Consider the following 15,462-nt stretch of genomic DNA (forward strand, 5'->3'; position numbering starts at 1 on the left):
ATCGGGGCATGGCACGCGCACAGGCCAACGGTCTCGAACTCGAGTACGGCACCTTCGGCGATCCGGCCGCTCCGCCCCTGGTCCTGGTGATGGGCCTCGGGGCCCAGATGATCACCTGGGACGACGGTTTCTGCGAACTGCTCGCGAGCCGCGGGTTCTTCGTGGTGCGCTACGACAACCGGGACGTCGGGCTCTCGACGTACTTCGACGAGCTGCCGCCGCCGGATCTGGGCGCGCTCTTCGCCGGCGACCGGTCGAGCGCGCCGTACCTGCTGGCCGACCTGGCCGACGACGCCGTCGGGCTGTTCGACGCGCTCGGCATCGCGAAAGCGCACGTCGTGGGCGCGTCGATGGGCGGGATGATCGTGCAGCAGCTGGCGATCGACCACCCGGACCGGCTGCTGAGCGTCACGTCGATCATGTCGACCACGGGCGATCCGGCGGTCGGGCAGGCCGAGCCGTGGGCGCTGGCGGTGCTGACGCGGCCGCCGGCCACCACGCGCGAGCAGGCGCTGGCCGACAGCGTCGAGGGCTACCGGCGGCTCGGCTCCCCCGGTTACCCGGACGACGACGCGTTCCTGCTGGCCAAGGCCACGATGCGCTTCGACCGCGCCCGCCACCCGGAGGGCACGCTGCGCCACGCCGCGGCGGTGATGGCGTCGGGCGACCGCACGTCCGGGCTGCACTCCGTCGAGCTGCCGGCGTTGGTCGTCCACGGCGACGCCGACCCCCTGATCGACGTGAGCGGCGGCAAGGCGACGGCGGCGGCGATCCCGGGCGCGGAACTGCTGGTCATCCCGGGCATGGGCCACAACCTGCCGCGCGCGGTCTGGCCGGAGGTCGCCGACGCGATCGGGCGCGTGACGGGTCAATAGCGCGTCAAGAACCGGGGGCGCGGGCGTAGGGATCGCGTCCTGAGCCCGCTTGCGGCTGTCGTGGTCGGGTGGACTTGCGGCATGACTGGTGGTTTCGGGTTCCCGTTCGGGTGCGTGGCCGCGGTGGCGGCGGTGATCGCGGCGCACCTGGCCGGGCCGAGCCCGTGGTACGCGCTGGTCACGCTGGGCCTGGTGGTGCTGGCGACGGCCCACCGGACGACCCTCGCGGCGGCTTCCGGGGTGTCGGTGGTCGCCTGGGCGCTCGACGCCGGGTTCGCACTGGGCCACTACGGCGAGCTGACCTTCGACACCGCCTCGGCGCTGGCCGCGCTCGTCCTGGCCTCGTCACTCGCCGCCGGCCGGCTTTCGGCCTTGCTCGCCCTGACACCGGTGCGGATCCCGGCACCCCGCCGCCCGGGGGGCGTGGCCGAGCGCCGGCCCGCGCTGGTCCCCGTTCCCCACCGGGCCGTGTCGACCTCCCGATCACGCGAGCTGACCCTCCAAACACACGAACCGACCCTCTAGGCACGCAACCCGACTCCCCAGGTACGCGAACCGACCTTCCAGGTACGTGTGTCGACTCTCCAATCACGCGAGTTGACCTTCTGGGCTCTCGAATTCGTCGAACGGGCGCCCGCGGGTCGTGATGCGAAGGCCGGAGCGCTATGACGGGAGCGTCGACACGCGTGATTAGGAGGTCGACTCGCGTGCCTGGAGGGCCGGGTTGCGTACCCAGGCGGTCGGGCGTGGGGGCGGGGCGGGTGGGGGCGCTGGGGGTGAGGGCCTTGGTCAGGTTGCGAAGTCCCAGCGGGTTGCGCCGTGGGGTTCGGCCGAGGCCAGGCCGATCGCGCGGTGCAGGGAGAGGCGGTACAGGGGCCAGGGTGCTGGTCCGGCGCTCGGGGCGCTGTACGGCGCGGTCAGGGCGGCACCCTCCGCGGTGGCCGGCCAGCCGCCCTCGCGGTAGACCGCCGCCACCCGCTCCACGACGGCCGGGTCCGTAACCTGGACGGCCTCGCCCTCCAGGGTGAGGTCCATGCCGCGCAGCCGCACCGACACGGTGCACGCCGGGTTCGCCGCCAGGTTCTGGGCCCGGCGGGTGCCCGGGCCGGCCTTGAAGTACAGCGCGTCGTCGACCCACACCGCGCCGACGCCGGCGGAGTGCGGCCGGCCGTCGGGGCGCACCGTCCCCACGAAGAACGTCAGGTCGGCCATGGGGGTGTCGGCGACGAGGATGTCGCGGGCCCGGCTCCACGCGAGCGCGGCGGACCCGTACTGGTCGAGGTTCTTGGTCTTGATCGGCTCTGTCATACCTCTACGTCGAACGAGCTCACGCCGATTCGACACGCGGCGAGAGTCCGGGCCCCGCCGGGGTCCTCGTCGCTCGTCGCGGGCACGATCGCCAGCTCGTCGACACCCGCCGCGGCGAAGTCGGCGATCTTGCGCGCGATGTCGTCGCGGGAGCCGAGCAGGCCGACCGCCGCGATGGCCTCCACCGGGACCGCCGCGAGCAGCTCACGCGGGTGCGGGCGGGTGCGCGCGAAGTCGACTAGGTCGCCGAAGCCCTCCGCGCGGAACATGTCCGCGTAGCCCGGCGCCGCCAGGTAGCCGACGACGCCCCGGCGCAGCTGCTCGATCGCGGCCGGCGACGGCTCCAATGCCCCGACGACCCACGCGGCCACCGGCGGCGGCGTGGTCCCGGCCCGCGACGCAGCCGCGTGCAGGCCCTGCACCAGGGCGGCCGCGGCCGCCGGGCTGACCAGGTTGACCACCATCCGGTCGGCGTGCCGGGCCGCGACGTCCAGCGCGCGCGGGCCGAACGCCGCGATCGTCAACGGCGACTTCGGTGCGGGCAGCCGCAGCCGGTAGCCCCGCGAGCCGACGACCGAGCCGTCCACAGCGGACTTGGCGCCGGCGAGGAGCTGCCGGACGGCCACCGCGGACTCTTCGAGGGCCGTCGCCGCGTGGTCGCGGGACCGGCCGTGCCAGCCGCGGACGACGACGTCGCTGGACGTCCCGAGTGCGACGCCGGTCTCGCGGCCGGTCAGGGCCGCGACCGACGCGACGCCCATCGCGATCGTCGCCGGGTCCCGGACCGTCACCGCGAGCGGCCCGAAGGTCAGGGAAAGCGACGTCGACGCGCCGATCGCCGTGCCCAGGGCGAACGCGTCCCACGTCGCCATCTCGCCGATCCAGAGTTCCGGGTACCCGGCGGCCTCCGCCGCGCGCGCCGTCTCCAGGGCCTCTTCCGGCGGCCGGTCCTGCCACAACCCCAACGACACCGAAAGCCTCACGCCGCACGCTCCACGAGTACCGCCGTCCCCGATCCCGCGGCGCCGCTGACCGCCGTGACACCGTAACGCCCGCCGCGGCGGGTCAGCTCGTCGACGCAGCCGGCCAGCAGGATCGCGCCGGTGGCACCGAACGCGTGCCCCATCGCGATCGTGCCGCCGTTGACGTTGAAGACGTCGTCGCCGAAACCGAGATCACGCCGGATCTTCAGGCACAGCGCGGCGAACGCCTCGGCGAACTCGACGACGTCCACTTCGGACGGACGCACGCCGTGCCGGTCCAGCAGCCGCGACACGGCCAGCTGTCCCGACAGCAGCATCCGGATCGGGTCACTGCCCGCGGTCACCGAGCCGAGGACGTTCGCCCGCGGCGCCAGCCCCAGCCGCGCAGCCGCCTCGGGCGAAGCCAGCAGCACCAGCCCGGCGCCGTCGGCCAGCGAGGGCGACGTCCCGCGCGTGTGCAGCCCGCCGAACGACGACGGCAGCTCGGCCAGGGCTTCGGCGGACGTCGCCGGCCGGACGTGCTCGTCGTGCGCCAGCCCGGCGACCGGGACGAGCGACTCCTCGTACCGGCCGTCTTTCCAGGCCGCGGCGGCGAGCTGCTGCGTCCGGAGACCGTAGGCGTCCAGTTCCGGGCGCGTGAAGCCTTCGTCTGCGGCCACCAGGTCGGCCGCGATGCCCATGTTGCCCGCGCCGAACCGTTCTTCGGTCCACAGTGGACCGCCGTCGGTGAACATCGGGACGCGCGAAACCGACTCGACCCCGCCCGCCACCACGACTTCCGCCTCGCCCGCGTGGATCAGCGCCGCGCCCACCGCGACGGCGTCCAAACCGGACGAGCAGAACCGGTTGACCGTCATCCCGGCCACCGACACCGGCCAGTCCGCCGCCAGCACCGCCGTCCGCGCCAGGTTCGCGCCCTGCTCGCCGGTCTGCGACGCGCACCCCAGGATCACCTGATCGACCACCGCGGGATCGAGGCCGCGCGCGACCAGCGCGTCCAACAGCGACGTGACCAGCGACAACGGCGGCACCGAGGCCAGCCCGCCACGTGGGGACGCCTTGCCGCGCGGCGTCCGCACGGTCAGCAGCACCGACGCCGTCATCGCGTCACGATGGTCGTGACGACCGTGGTGAACGACCCGCCGACGTTGAGCGTCAACGCCGTCCGCGCGCCGTCGACCTGGGCCTCGCCCGCGGTGCCGGTCACCTGGCGCGCGGCGTCGTGCAGCATGCGGACGCCGGTGGCGCCAACCGGGTGGCCGAGCCCGAGCAGGCCGCCGCTCGGGTTGATCCCGGCCGTGTCGAGGCCGCCGTCGGCGATGAACCGCCCGCCGTCACCCGGCGGGGCGACGCCGAGGTGCTCCAGCGCGACGAGCCCGGTGATCGTGAAGCAGTCGTGCAGTTCGATGACGTCGAGCGCGTCCGGCCCGGGCACGTCCGCGCGCCGGTAGGCGTCGACGACGGCGCCGCGCAGCTGCGGGAACAGGTACTCGCCGCCCGTCGCGAGCTTCTCGGTCAGCCCGATGTGCGCGGTGCGGTGGCCGAACCCGGCGATGCGCGGGAAGTCGCCGCCGAGGCGCTGGGCGAACGCCGGCGAGGCCAGCAGGACCGCCGCGGCGCCGTCGGTGATCCGGCCGCAGTCCTGCTTGCGCAGGCTGCCTTCGATGACCGGGTTCAGCTCGTCGTCGGCGCCGAACGCGCCGGCCGGGAACTGCCAGTCGCGGGCCTGCGCGAGCGGATTCCTTGCCGCGCAAGCGAAAGCGTGCTCGGCGAACTGCCCGAGGTGCGCGGGGTCGAGGCCGTAGCGCGCGTCGTAGGCGGTGGCGACGTCGGCGAACAGCGCGGGCCACGGGAACTTCGCGGCGACGGCTTCGTGCCCGGCCCACGCGGCGGACCCGAGGTACTCGGCCGCGCGCTGCCCGTCGGTGTTGCGCATCAGCTCGACGCCGACGACGAGCGCGAGGTCGTACCGCCCGGACTCGAGGTCGGCGCAGGCGGCGAGCACCGCCGTGCTGCCGGACGCGCACGCGGCTTCGTGCCGGGTGCTGGGCACGCCGTCCAGCTCCGGGACGGCCGCCACCAGCAGGCCGCCGAGCTGGGCCTGCCCGGTGAACAGCTCGGCGGCGAGGTTGCCGACGTGCGCGACGCCGACGTCCGCCGCCGATACACCGGCGTCGGCGAGCGCCGCCGGCACGACCTCGGCGAACATCTCGAAGATCCCGCGCCCCTCCTTCGCGAAGTTGCGCGCGAAGTCGGTCTGCGCCCCGCCCAGCACGAACACCGTCATGACTTCACTCCAGACTCTCCCGCAGCTGCCGTTTCAGGATCTTCCCCACCGGGTTGCGGGGCAAGGCCGCCGCGTACTCCAGGCGTTCCGGCAGCTTGAACGCGGCGACCTTCCGCTCGCGCAGGTAGGCCACCAGGTCCTCGAGCGACGGCTTGCGCTCCCCCGGCACGACGACCGCGCAGACGCGTTCGCCCATCACCGCGTCGGGCACGCCGACGACGCCGACGTCCGCGACGTCCGGGTGCCCGGCCAGCAGGCCCTCGACCTCGGCGGGCGAGATGTTCATCCCGCCCCGGATGACCAGGTCCTTCGCGCGGTCGACGTAGCGCAGGAACTCGCCGCGCTCGCCGGCGATCTCGAAGACGTCACCGGTGCGGAAGTGCCCGTCGTCGTCGAAGGCCGTCGTGTCGAGCGGCTCCCCCAGCCGCGTCAGGTACCCGGCGAACACCGTCGGCCCGGCGATGTGCAGCACGCCGGGCCGCCCGGGTTCGGTCACGTGCTCACCGCTCACCGGGTCGTGCAGCCGCACCGACGTCCAGCCGGCGACCGGGGTCGACCAGGTGACGTCGGCGGCGTAGTTCGGGAAGAAGCTCGCGCGCTGGTCCGGGTCCGGCAGGTCGATCGGGCCGGACAGCAGCGCGGTGCCCTCGTTGGAGCCGAAGAAGTTGATGATGTCGATCCCGTGCCGCTGCGCCCAGGTGCGGACCAGCCACGGCGAGAGCGGCGCCGAGCCGGAGCCGATCTGCCGCAGCGCCGAGATGTCCACTCCGGACAGGATCTTCTCGTTGTGCAGCAACATGGTCAGCAACGCGGGCGGCGCGAGCGTGTACGTGACGCGCTCGGCCGCGAGCTGGCCGAGGAACACGGGCAGGTCGAACGGGTGGTGCGGCACGAACACCGCGCCGGTCTGCAGCCACGGCAGGAACATCCCGCCGATGCCGGCCATGTTCGTCATCGGGAACGGCGACAGCAGGACGTCGTCGCTCGTGAGGCCGGCGGCCTGCGCGCAGCCGGCCGCGGTGGCGAGCCAGTCGCCGTGACAGCGTGGGACGGCCTTGGGTTCGGCTTCCGTGCCGGACGTCCAGCAGATCGTCACGCAGTCGTTGACGTCGATGTCCAGTGTGGACAGGTGTTCGTCCAAAGCGGACTTATCCGCCGTGGACAGTGGTTCTTCGGGCCAGGCCAGCGCGCCGGCCGGTTCGTCGTCCCCCGGGCGACGACGAACCGGACCGACGGCGCCGCAACGCCCAGCCCAAGGGCCGCCCCGGCGAGCTCGTGCTCGCCGTATCTGGATGCGGTGATCACCCCGACGGCCCCGGTGCGCCGGCACATCGGGCCCATCTCGTGTTCCCGGTAGGACACCGGGAACGGGGTGACGATCGCGCCGATCCGCACGATCGCGAGGAACGCCTGGACCAGGGCCGAGCAGTTCGGCAGCTGCACGGCCACGACGTCTCCTGCTCGCACCCCTCTGGCGAGCAGGAACGCGGCCAGGACGTCGACACGGTCGTCGAGCCGGTTCCAGGTCCACCGCACCGGGTCGCGTCCGACCAGTGCGGTGGTGTTCGGTGGATCGACCAGCGCGAGACCCTCCGGGTCGGCACTGACCCGCTCCTTCACGAGCCGGTCGATCGTCTCCGCACCCCACCATCCCCGTGCCCGGAGATCCCGGGCACGACCCTCTCGATGGCACCTCATGCGCGGAGGCTGTCCAGCTGGTCCGCCCGGACCCACGTCGCGTGGAATCCGAGTGGCACCCGCTGGGGTAGCAGGACCCTGGCCACGGGTCCGGCAGCGAGATCGGCGGCGTCGAAGATGTCCAGTTCCGAGCGGCCATCCCGCTCGTCCTGCACGAACGTCACCAGATAACCGTCCGCCGAGTCGACGGATGCGCCATCGCGGGGTGCGAAGGGCGCCTCACTGCCCCACCGGCCGGGACCGAACCGGTATTCGGTCTTGGAGCCGGCAAGATTGTCGTAGCGCACGAGCCCGTCGAACTTCAGCGTCGACTCGGGCGAGATGTGCACCGTGTAGGAGTACCGGTTCCGCGCGCCGACGCCCCGGGCGTCGACGGTCGGGAACTCGGTGTTGGCGTCGTCGAGCGGCGTCTCCGTGCACGCGCCGGTCCGCAGGTCGAAGCGGTAGCGGTGCAGCTGGGCGTCGAGCCGCAGGTAGGACAGCATCTTCGCCAGCGGCGTGTGCGCGTCGGCCCGCGGTTGCGGCTTGCTCACGCGGCAGACGTCGAGGACGACTTCGTCGCCCTCTTCCCAGGCGTTGACGACGTGGTAGATGTAGCACGGGCTGGCTTCGAACCAGCGGATCTGGCTACCTTCCCCGTAGCGTGGCATGACCCCGAACCGGCTCGGCATCGAGCGGTCGAAGTGCAGCTTGTGGCGGCCCTGTTTCGCGGCCTGGATGTCCTGGACCAGCGGCAGGTCCATCAGCACCGCGTAGTGCTCGGTGATGGCCATGTCGTGCGGCAGCCGCGGGCCGGGCAGCTCGATCTCGGTGGTCCTGACGACCTGGCCGTCCGCGCTGATGACGCCGTAGCGCAGGTAGGGCGGGCGCGGGCCGTAGTCGAACCAGAACAGCTCGCCGGTGGCCTCGTCCACCTTGGGGTGGGCCATCATGTCGCCGACCAGTGTGCCGAGGAAGTCCTCGGCGCCCAGCGTCTCCAGGGAGAGCGGGTCGACGCCGTACGGCGAGCCGCACAGGTACCAGGTGGCGAGGATGCGGCCGCGGTGGAAGACGACGTCGGTGTTGGCGTTGTCCTTCAGCCCCAGGCCGTGGCCGTTGCCGAACGGGTTGCCCTTCGGGTTCTCCATGACGCCGGTCCAGAGGCCCTTGCCGGCTTCAGACTCGGCCTCGAAGGCCTTGGTGCGGACCCAGCGGTTGCGGTAGCGGGCCTTGCCGTTCTCCAGGTGGACGGCGTGGATCATGCCGTCGCCGTCGAACCAGTGGTAGCGGCCTTCCGGGGCGAACCGCGGGTTGGGGCCGTTGCGCAGGTAGACGCCGTTGAGGTCCTTCGGGATCTCGCCGATGACCTGCAGGTCTTCGGCGTCGATCTCGGTGCCGACCGGGGCGTAGACGCCCAGGAGGTAGGGGTTGGCCTCGTCGCCGTCCGCCGTCCGGGCCACCATCAGCGGCTGTTCGGAGGTGCTGGTCATCGGGCTTCTCCCTGGTTCTCGGGCTCACCGCGCTGGCTGATGGAGACGAGACTATGATTTGTGTAGCCAGGTGTCAATAGGCTTCTTTTCCTGTAGCCAGGTGTACGCTGGGCGCCGATGTAACAAGGGGGAACACGTGACGGAAGCGACTGCACAGCGGGTGCGCCCAGCGGGCGATCCGCTCCGCAGGGCACTCGAACTGGTCGGTGACCAGTGGACGCTGCTGATCCTGCAGAGCCTCTTCCTGCGCTTCCGGCGGTACGAAGAGCTGCGCCTGCGCCTCGGCATCTCGCCGACCGCGCTTTCCGGGCGCCTGCGCGACATGGTGGAAGCGGGCCTGCTCACGCGCGTGCCGTACCGGGACGCCCGCCGGACCCGGCACGAGTACCGGCTCACCGAGCGGGGCCTCGAGCTGTGGCCGCTGCTGATCTCCATCTGGGCCTGGGAGCGCGAGTGGGTCGACGGCCGCCGCGAGGTGCTGCCGACGCTGATCCACCTCGACTGCGAGCTGACTACATCAGCGCCCCTCGGGTGCGGCGCCTGCGGCCGCCGCGTGGACGCGCGCGACGTCCGCGCCGAACGCCTCGACAGCACCGGCGTCGCCGCCGCGACGGCGTCCAAGCGCTTTCGCCGCAAGGACGCCGAAGGTCTGGCCGGCGACCCGCTGATGTTCTTCCCGGACACGATGGAACTGCTCGGCGACCGCTGGTCGACCGGGCTGCTGGTGTCGGCGCTGCTCGGCGCGCGGCACTTCTCGGAGTTCGAACGCGAGCTGGGCATCGGGCCGAGCGTGCTGTCGGCCCGGCTGAGCAAGCTCGTCGAGGTCGGCGTGCTGCGCACGGGCACGGCGGCCACGCGCACGGACGCGCGTGACTACCGGATGACGGCGAAGGGCCTGGCGTTCTTCCCCGCACTGGCGTTCATCGCCGAGTGGTCGCGCGGGTTCGAGGTCACCGGCCAGGAGCCCGACATCACGCTGAACCACGTCGAATGCGGCAACCGGCTGCGGCCGATGCTCCTGTGCGACCATTGCGGCCGTCCCCTGACCCGCAAGTCGGTGCAGTTCGGCGGAGTACCGACGCCCAAACGGTGACGGCGTGACCTAATCGACTCGCCATTCGCTCCGGCCACTGCCAGGCTGGAGTGGTCACACGTCGTCAGTTCCGGAGGTAAGCATGAGTGAACCGAATCCCTCGCCCAGCGGCGAGGAGGAGGACGACGTCAAGCGCAAGTTCCGCGAGGCGCTCGAGCGCAAGCAGGCGCACGCGCGCTCCGGTGCGTCGAACGAGAGCGGTGGCGGCAAGAACCAGCACGCCCACGGCCCGGCGGCGAACAAGCGCACGTTCCGGCGCAAGAGCGGCTGAGATCTCGCCGCCGAAGGCCCCCACCGCTCGCGGTGGGGGCCTTCGGCGTGTTCCGGGGATTTCCCGTGTCTTCGCTCCGAGCGACACCGCCCCGCACGCGCCCCGGATACCGTGCGGAGATGAAGAACTGGGCGGGCAACCACCACTTCGCCGCGGACCGGATCGCCCGGCCGTCGAGTGTCGACGAGCTGCAGAAGCTGGTGGCGGACGCACCGAAGGTCAAGGCGCTGGGCACCCGGCACTCCTTCAACGACGTCGCCGACTTCCCCGGTGGTGTCCTGGTCGACCTGGCCGGCCTCGACGTCCCCACGGTCGTCGACGCCGCCGCGGCCACGGTCACCGTCGGCGCGGCGACCCGGTACGGCGACCTCGTCGAGGCCGTCGACGAAGCCGGGTTCGCTCTGGAGAACCTCGCGTCGCTGCCGCACTGCACGGTCGCCGGCAGCGTCGCCACCGCCACCCACGGATCCGGCGAGCGGGTCCGCAACCTCTCGGCGGCGGTGTCCGGCCTCGAGCTGGTCACCGCCGACGGCACGCTGCGCCGCTACACCCGCTCGCAAGACCCGGAGATCTTCCCCGGCCTGGTGGTCAACCTCGGTGCGCTCGGCGTCGTCACGCGGGTGACCCTCGACCTCGCGCCGTCGTTCTCGGTGCAGCAGGACGGGTTCGTGGCGATCCCGTGGTCGTCGGTGCTCGACGGCTTCGACGAGCTGCAGGCCGCCGGCTACAGCGTGAGCCTGTTCACCCCTTGGGTTGGCGAGACCGCGGGCCTGGTCCTGCTCAAACGCCGTGTCGCCCCGGGCGCGAGCGTGCCCGAGCTGAGCGAGTTCCACGGCGGGACGCGGATGACTTCGCCGCCGGGCGCGAACTTCACCGACTGGGGTGTGCCGGGGCCCTGGCACCACCGGCTGCCGCACTTCCGGCTGGACTCCGTGCCCAGCATCGGCGAAGAGCTGCAGTCGGAGTTCTTCGTGCCCCGCGCGGACGCCGTCGCCGCGCTGAGGGAGATCCGCGCGCTCGGCGAGCAGCTGGCCACGGCCCTGCACGTGTCCGAGATCCGCACGGTCGCCGGCGACGACCTGTGGCTGAGCCCGTGCCACGGCGGGGACCGCGTCGGCATCCACTTCACCTGGCAGCCGAAGCCGGACGCGGTCGCGGCGCTGCTGCCGCTGATCCAGGAGCGGCTGGCCCCCTTCGGCGCCCGGCCGCACTGGGGGAAGGTCTTCCACGGCGACGGGTGGGCCGCCGAGCGCTACCCGGAGCTGCCGCGGTTCCGGGCGCTGGCCGGGGAGCTCGACCCGCGGGGCGCCTTCCGCAGCCCGTACCTGCGCAGGCACGTCTTCGGGGAGTAGCTCACGGCGTGAACGAGCCCAGGTGGTCCAGCACCACGAACGCGCTCCCCGGGCTCGCCGCCGTCACCGCCGCGCGCAGGATCTCCAGGCCGCCGTTGGGGTCCTTCGCCTGGCCCAGCGGGAGGTCGAAGTCGTCCCAGTGCGTGGGGGCGACGTAGCGCGGGTGGCCCAGGGTGCGCAGCAGCCGGGGTACGTACTGCGTCACCTTCGCGCCGCCCGCCGGGACCAGGACGACGTCCGGGCGCAGGCCGGCCAGCTCGGACTCGACGTAGTTCGAGCCGCCGAAGTCCAGGACGCTCGCGCCGCCGCCCGTCACCTGGTAGGCCAGCGTGCCACCCTCGTAGAGGTCCTCGATGACCTTCGGCTTGTCACGCCGCGACAACGGGCGCGAGCCGGGGAACGGCACCCGCGCCCGGTCGCCCGTCGCCGAGTGCAGGGACCGGAAGATCCGGATCGAGTAGCCGTCGAAGGTCAGGTCCTCGCCGCCGTGCGCGATCGCGAGCTGGTCCTCCGGGGCGCCGAGGGCGGCCATGAGACTCAAATGGGTTTCGGTGCCGAAGACCGTCGCGCCGGTGCGTTTGGCCAGGTAGGGGACGTCGGTGAGGTGGTCGTAGTGGCCGTGGGTGACGAGGATGTGGTCCGCGCGCAACTCGCCGCGGTCGAGGTAAGCGTCGATCAGCGCCTCGTTCACCGACAGCGGCGTCTTCGGGTCCGCGCCCTGCGGGGTGTACGTCCCGGTCTTGAACCGGGTCAGCCACGGGTCGATGAGGATGGTCTTCGTGCCGGCCGAGCCCGGCACGCGGATCTCCCAGCTGTTGTTCCCCCACCACCGCAACGTCATCCGCGACGTCCTCCTGGTGGCGGCCGAAGCCGTCGATACCCCGGCGAGGATCGTGGCCGCCGCCGCGCCCGCGCCGAACAGCCCGCGTCTGCTGAGTCCTGTGTCCATGGCCGCCACCCGATCACGGGTCCGGCGCCGCTGTCCAAGATCGATCCGTCGGCATATCGATATGTAAACAGCTATCATCGCAGCGTGGACCACCTCCGTTCGCTGCGGTACTTCCTCGTCGTCGCCGAGGAACTGCACTTCGGGCACGCCGCGGACCGGCTCGGCATCGCGCAGCCGCCGTTGAGCCAGCGGATCAAACGCCTCGAAGCCGAGCTGGGCGCGAAGCTGTTCGACCGCGGCCGCCGCGTCACGCTGACCGAGGCCGGCGAGGTGCTGCGGACCGAGGCCCGGGACCTCCTCGCGCGCTGGGAGCGGATGACGTCGCTGGTCGCGAAGGCCGAGCGCGGCGAGCTGGACGCCCTGCGCGCGGGCGTGCCGCCGGAGCTGCCGGGCCGGGTGCTGGCCACGATCCTCACGGCGTTCGCCGAGCGGTGCCCCGGCGTCCGCCTCGACCTGCAGGAGCTGACCACCGCCGAGCAGACCCGGCTGCTGGCCGACCGCGAACTCGACGCGGGGCTGCTGCAGCTGCCGGTCGACGTCGTCGGGCTCGACCTCGGCCCCGCGATCGACACACCCCTGGGCGTGCTCCTCCCCCGCGACTCGCCGCTGGCCCGCGCTTCGTCGCTGGCGCTGGCCGACCTGGCGGGCGAGGGCCTGGTGCACGCCCCACGAGCGGCGGCGCCCGGCAGCTACGACGCACTGCTGCGCACGTGCTGGGAGCACGGCTTCCGCCCGGCGGCGGTGCGGCACGCACGCAACCCGGAGTTCGCGCTGGGCCTGGTCCTGGCCGGGCACGGCGTCGCGTTCGAACCGACCGCGCGCAAGGAACCGCGTGTGGTGTGGCGGCCGCTGCGGGAGCAACTGGACGCGCGGATGGCGTTCGCCTGGCCGTCGTCGAGCCCGCACCCGCAGGCGGCGACGCTGGCGGACATCGCGGCGGAGGTGCTGCGGGACGACGGGGTCTCACGGATCGTGCCCCCGGATCCGAGCGGCGCCCGGCCATGGGACGTCTTCTACGACCGCGGCTGACGACGGCAGTCCCCCACCCATCCCTGGGGGGCGTCCCCTGTCCAGTCTATCGGCGGGCCCCGACGAGACCGCTCGGAAAGCCGCTGAGCGGCTTGGTTGTCCACATCACGACGAGGCTGTGGACAACAGCTACGAGCGCAGCTGATCCACCGCGGCCCGGGCTGCGTCGCCGATGGCTCGGTCAATGTCCGGGCGGCGCAACGTTTCCGCTCCGCCTACCGTGAACACCGCGATCGCGTACGACACTCCGTCCGGGTAGGTCGCGATGCCGATCTCGTTGCGGATGCCCGGCATCGTGCCCGTCTTGGCCGCCACCGCGACGTCGGCCGGGAAGCCCGCCGTCAGGCGGTGCCAGCTGACCTGCGCCGAAAGCCACTCGCGGACCTGGGCGCCGGCGACGTCGTCGCTCCAGATCGCCGACAGCAGGCCGGTCATCTCGCGTGGGGTGCTTGCCGTGGTACGCAGGGGATCCAGGGCTCGCAGCGGAACGCCCGCCGACGTGTCCTCGATGATCGTGCGCAGCAGGTCGCGTGGGGCGCCGATGATCGTCGTGCGGGTCAGGCCCAGCTCGGCCAGCAGTGACCGGACGTTCTCCACGCCGACGCGGTCGAACAGCAGGTCCGCGGCCGTGTTGTCGGACACCGACAACGCCAGCAACGCCGCGTCCCGCAGGCTGTACGAAACGTCGTCGGCGAAGCCGGCCGAGCCGCTGCCGCCCAGGCGGTCCGCGGCCGTGGCCCGGACGCGGTCCGTCGGGTCGAGCAGGCCCGCCTCGACCTGGCGGGCGAACTCGAACGCCAGCGCCACCTTCACCACCGACGCCAGGACGACCGGCTCATCGGCGTCCACACCCACACAAGCGGAGGAACCGAGGCGGCGGACGTGCAGGAAACCCCGCACGCCCACCGCCTCGAACAGAGAAGAAAGACTCACACGGTCATGATGGACCGCAGCCGGCCGACCTCCGCCATCCGCCGCTCGGCGAGCCGGTCGGCCGCCGTCGCCGGGGGGACGCCGTCGGCGTCGGCCAGCGCGAACACGGCCTTCGTCGTGTCGAAGATCGCCGTGGTCTTGCGCTTGGCGCGCGCGAAGTCGAACCCGTGGCGCTCGTCGTCGACCTGGATCACGCCGCCCGCGTTGACCAGGTAGTCCGGCGCGTACAGCACGCCGCGGTCGGCGAGCTGCTTGTCGACGCCCGCGTGCGCGAGCTGGTTGTTGGCCGCGCCGCAGACGATGCGCGCGCCCAGCACCGGCACGGTGTCGTCGTTCAGCACGCCGCCCAACGCGCACGGCGCGAAGACGTCCAGCTCGGCGCGCAGCAGGGTGTCCACATCGGACACGGCCTTGACGTCCGGGTACAGCGCGAGAGTGCGCTCGATGGCGGGCGCGTAGACGTCGGTGATCGTCACCTGCGCCCCGGCCTCGACCAGATGGCCGACGAGGATGTGCCCGACCTTGCCGACGCCGGCCACGCCGACACGCTTGCCGGCCAGGTCCGGGCTGCCCCAGAGGTGCTCGGCCGAGGCCCGCATGCCCTGGAAGACGCCGAACGCGGTCAGCACGGACGAGTCGCCGGCGCCGCCGTCTTCGGGCGAACGGCCGGTGACGAACCGGGACTCGCGCGCCACGACGTCCATGTCGTGCACGTACGTGCCCACGTCGCAAGCGGTAATGTAACGGCCGCCCAGGGACTGCACGAAGCGCCCGTACGCGCGCAGCAGCGCTTCGGACTTGAGCGTCTTCGGGTCGCCGAGGATGACGGCCTTGCCGCCGCCGAGGTCGAGCCCGGCCAGCGCGTTCTTGTACGCCATGCCCTTCGACAGCGCGAGCACGTCGTCGAGCGCGTCGGCTTCGGTGGCGTAGGGGTGGAAGCGCGTCCCGCCCAGTGCGGGACCGAGCGCCGTGGAGTAGATGCCGATGATGGCCTTCAGGCCACTGGCTTCGTCGTGGCAGTACACGACCTGTTCGTGCCCGGAGCTCCGGGCGAACACTCCTTCGGTCACGGTGGTGACTCCTTTGTCTCCCGCGTCCGGTTCGTGGCCGGGACGCGCTTCGATGGTTGACGGGACCGAACGCGGAGGTCGTCCGCCCACGGGTTCCCGGCATCAACCTAGATCGCCGCCGCTCGCCGGACCAGTACAGGTCCCG

Annotated in this window: 16 protein-coding genes; 6 read left to right on the plus strand and 10 right to left on the minus strand. The window is 72.3% G+C overall.

The genetic code is table 11. From position 1 onward, the window contains the following. Window positions 1-8: 8 nt before the first annotated feature. Both MUY22_RS00215 and MUY22_RS00220 read left to right on the plus strand, forming a co-directional pair. Window positions 9-875 carry an alpha/beta fold hydrolase gene (locus MUY22_RS00215; RefSeq protein WP_247055698.1) on the plus strand — a complete coding sequence of 289 codons (867 nt, stop codon included), beginning with the start codon at window positions 9-11 and terminating at the stop codon, window positions 873-875. Window positions 876-956: 81 nt separating this feature from the next. Further along, window positions 957-1,400: a hypothetical protein gene (locus MUY22_RS00220; RefSeq protein WP_247055700.1), complete on the plus strand. Its 444-nt coding sequence runs from the start codon at window positions 957-959 to the stop codon at window positions 1,398-1,400. A gap of 264 nt (window positions 1,401-1,664) precedes the next feature. Here MUY22_RS00220 and MUY22_RS00225 read toward each other — a convergent pair whose 3' ends face one another. The 7 genes from MUY22_RS00225 to MUY22_RS00255 all read right to left on the minus strand — a co-directional run bounded on the left by MUY22_RS00225 (window position 1,665) and on the right by MUY22_RS00255 (window position 8,620). Next, a complete protein-coding gene (locus MUY22_RS00225; RefSeq protein WP_247055702.1) occupies window positions 1,665-2,183 on the minus strand; it encodes a pyridoxamine 5'-phosphate oxidase family protein in 519 nt (172 codons plus the stop codon). Next, entirely contained in the window at window positions 2,180-3,166 is a 987-nt protein-coding gene (locus MUY22_RS00230; RefSeq protein ID WP_247055704.1) for an LLM class F420-dependent oxidoreductase, read from the minus strand. Before MUY22_RS00230 ends, MUY22_RS00225 begins: the two co-directional genes overlap by 4 nt. Further along, window positions 3,163-4,269, minus strand: a complete 1,107-nt coding sequence (locus MUY22_RS00235; protein ID WP_247055706.1) for an acetyl-CoA C-acyltransferase — start codon at window positions 4,267-4,269, stop codon at window positions 3,163-3,165. The genes MUY22_RS00230 and MUY22_RS00235 overlap by 4 nt, the downstream gene beginning before the upstream one ends. Continuing rightward, on the minus strand, window positions 4,266-5,453 hold the full coding sequence (locus MUY22_RS00240; RefSeq protein WP_247055708.1) for an acetyl-CoA acetyltransferase: 1,188 nt from the start codon (window positions 5,451-5,453) through the stop codon (window positions 4,266-4,268). Before MUY22_RS00240 ends, MUY22_RS00235 begins: the two co-directional genes overlap by 4 nt. Before the next feature lie 4 nt (window positions 5,454-5,457). After that, window positions 5,458-6,594, minus strand: a complete 1,137-nt coding sequence (locus MUY22_RS49405; RefSeq protein ID WP_256475294.1) for a fatty acid--CoA ligase family protein — start codon at window positions 6,592-6,594, stop codon at window positions 5,458-5,460. Then, on the minus strand, window positions 6,546-7,073 hold the full coding sequence (locus tag MUY22_RS49410; protein ID WP_256475295.1) for an AMP-binding protein: 528 nt from the start codon (window positions 7,071-7,073) through the stop codon (window positions 6,546-6,548). The genes MUY22_RS49405 and MUY22_RS49410 overlap by 49 nt, the downstream gene beginning before the upstream one ends. A 74-nt stretch (window positions 7,074-7,147) precedes the next feature. Continuing rightward, window positions 7,148-8,620, minus strand: a complete 1,473-nt coding sequence (locus MUY22_RS00255) for a carotenoid oxygenase family protein (RefSeq protein ID WP_247055710.1) — start codon at window positions 8,618-8,620, stop codon at window positions 7,148-7,150. 136 nt (window positions 8,621-8,756) lie between these two features. Between MUY22_RS00255 and MUY22_RS00260 the strand changes: the two genes are divergently transcribed. From MUY22_RS00260 to MUY22_RS00270, 3 genes are all read left to right on the plus strand, one after another. Next, entirely contained in the window at window positions 8,757-9,713 is a 957-nt protein-coding gene (locus MUY22_RS00260; RefSeq protein ID WP_247055712.1) for a helix-turn-helix domain-containing protein, read from the plus strand. A gap of 82 nt (window positions 9,714-9,795) precedes the next feature. After that, the gene (locus MUY22_RS00265; RefSeq protein WP_247055714.1) at window positions 9,796-9,984 is read left to right on the plus strand and encodes a DUF5302 domain-containing protein; all 189 of its coding nucleotides are present in this window, start codon (window positions 9,796-9,798) and stop codon (window positions 9,982-9,984) included. 119 nt (window positions 9,985-10,103) lie between these two features. After that, a complete protein-coding gene (locus MUY22_RS00270; RefSeq protein ID WP_247055716.1) occupies window positions 10,104-11,336 on the plus strand; it encodes an FAD-binding protein in 1,233 nt (410 codons plus the stop codon). A gap of 1 nt (window position 11,337) precedes the next feature. On the opposite strand, the gene MUY22_RS00275 is transcribed toward MUY22_RS00270, so the two are convergent. Then, window positions 11,338-12,285, minus strand: coding sequence for an MBL fold metallo-hydrolase (locus MUY22_RS00275; RefSeq protein ID WP_247055718.1), 948 nt, complete (start codon window positions 12,283-12,285; stop codon window positions 11,338-11,340). 84 nt (window positions 12,286-12,369) lie between these two features. Between MUY22_RS00275 and MUY22_RS00280 the strand changes: the two genes are divergently transcribed. After that, window positions 12,370-13,314: a LysR substrate-binding domain-containing protein gene (locus MUY22_RS00280; RefSeq protein ID WP_247055720.1), complete on the plus strand. Its 945-nt coding sequence runs from the start codon at window positions 12,370-12,372 to the stop codon at window positions 13,312-13,314. Window positions 13,315-13,443: 129 nt separating this feature from the next. On the opposite strand, the gene MUY22_RS00285 is transcribed toward MUY22_RS00280, so the two are convergent. Continuing rightward, window positions 13,444-14,247, minus strand: a complete 804-nt coding sequence (locus tag MUY22_RS00285) for a serine hydrolase (protein WP_247055722.1) — start codon at window positions 14,245-14,247, stop codon at window positions 13,444-13,446. Then, the gene (locus tag MUY22_RS00290) at window positions 14,244-15,317 is read right to left on the minus strand and encodes a Glu/Leu/Phe/Val dehydrogenase dimerization domain-containing protein (protein ID WP_247055724.1); all 1,074 of its coding nucleotides are present in this window, start codon (window positions 15,315-15,317) and stop codon (window positions 14,244-14,246) included. Before MUY22_RS00290 ends, MUY22_RS00285 begins: the two co-directional genes overlap by 4 nt. Between the last annotated feature and the right edge of the window lie 145 nt (window positions 15,318-15,462).

The sequence above is a fragment of the Amycolatopsis sp. WQ 127309 genome, from assembly GCF_023023025.1.
Lineage (GTDB): Bacteria > Actinomycetota > Actinomycetes > Mycobacteriales > Pseudonocardiaceae > Amycolatopsis.

Bases quoted from the DNA above. Each gene is read 5' to 3' on its own strand.
- MUY22_RS00235 (WP_247055706.1), bottom strand. From the start codon at position 4,269: ATGACGGCGTCGGTGCTGCTGACCGTGCGGACGCCGCGCGGCAAGGCG.
- MUY22_RS00225 (WP_247055702.1), bottom strand. From the start codon at position 2,183: ATGACAGAGCCGATCAAGACCAAGAACCTCGACCAGTACGGGTCCGCC.
- MUY22_RS00220 (WP_247055700.1), top strand. From the start codon at position 957: ATGACTGGTGGTTTCGGGTTCCCGTTCGGGTGCGTGGCCGCGGTGGCG.
- MUY22_RS00255 (WP_247055710.1), bottom strand. From the start codon at position 8,620: ATGACCAGCACCTCCGAACAGCCGCTGATGGTGGCCCGGACGGCGGAC.
- MUY22_RS00215 (WP_247055698.1), top strand. From the start codon at position 9: ATGGCACGCGCACAGGCCAACGGTCTCGAACTCGAGTACGGCACCTTC.
- MUY22_RS00265 (WP_247055714.1), top strand. From the start codon at position 9,796: ATGAGTGAACCGAATCCCTCGCCCAGCGGCGAGGAGGAGGACGACGTC.
- MUY22_RS00275 (WP_247055718.1), bottom strand. From the start codon at position 12,285: ATGGACACAGGACTCAGCAGACGCGGGCTGTTCGGCGCGGGCGCGGCG.
- MUY22_RS00270 (WP_247055716.1), top strand. From the start codon at position 10,104: ATGAAGAACTGGGCGGGCAACCACCACTTCGCCGCGGACCGGATCGCC.
- MUY22_RS00240 (WP_247055708.1), bottom strand. From the start codon at position 5,453: ATGACGGTGTTCGTGCTGGGCGGGGCGCAGACCGACTTCGCGCGCAAC.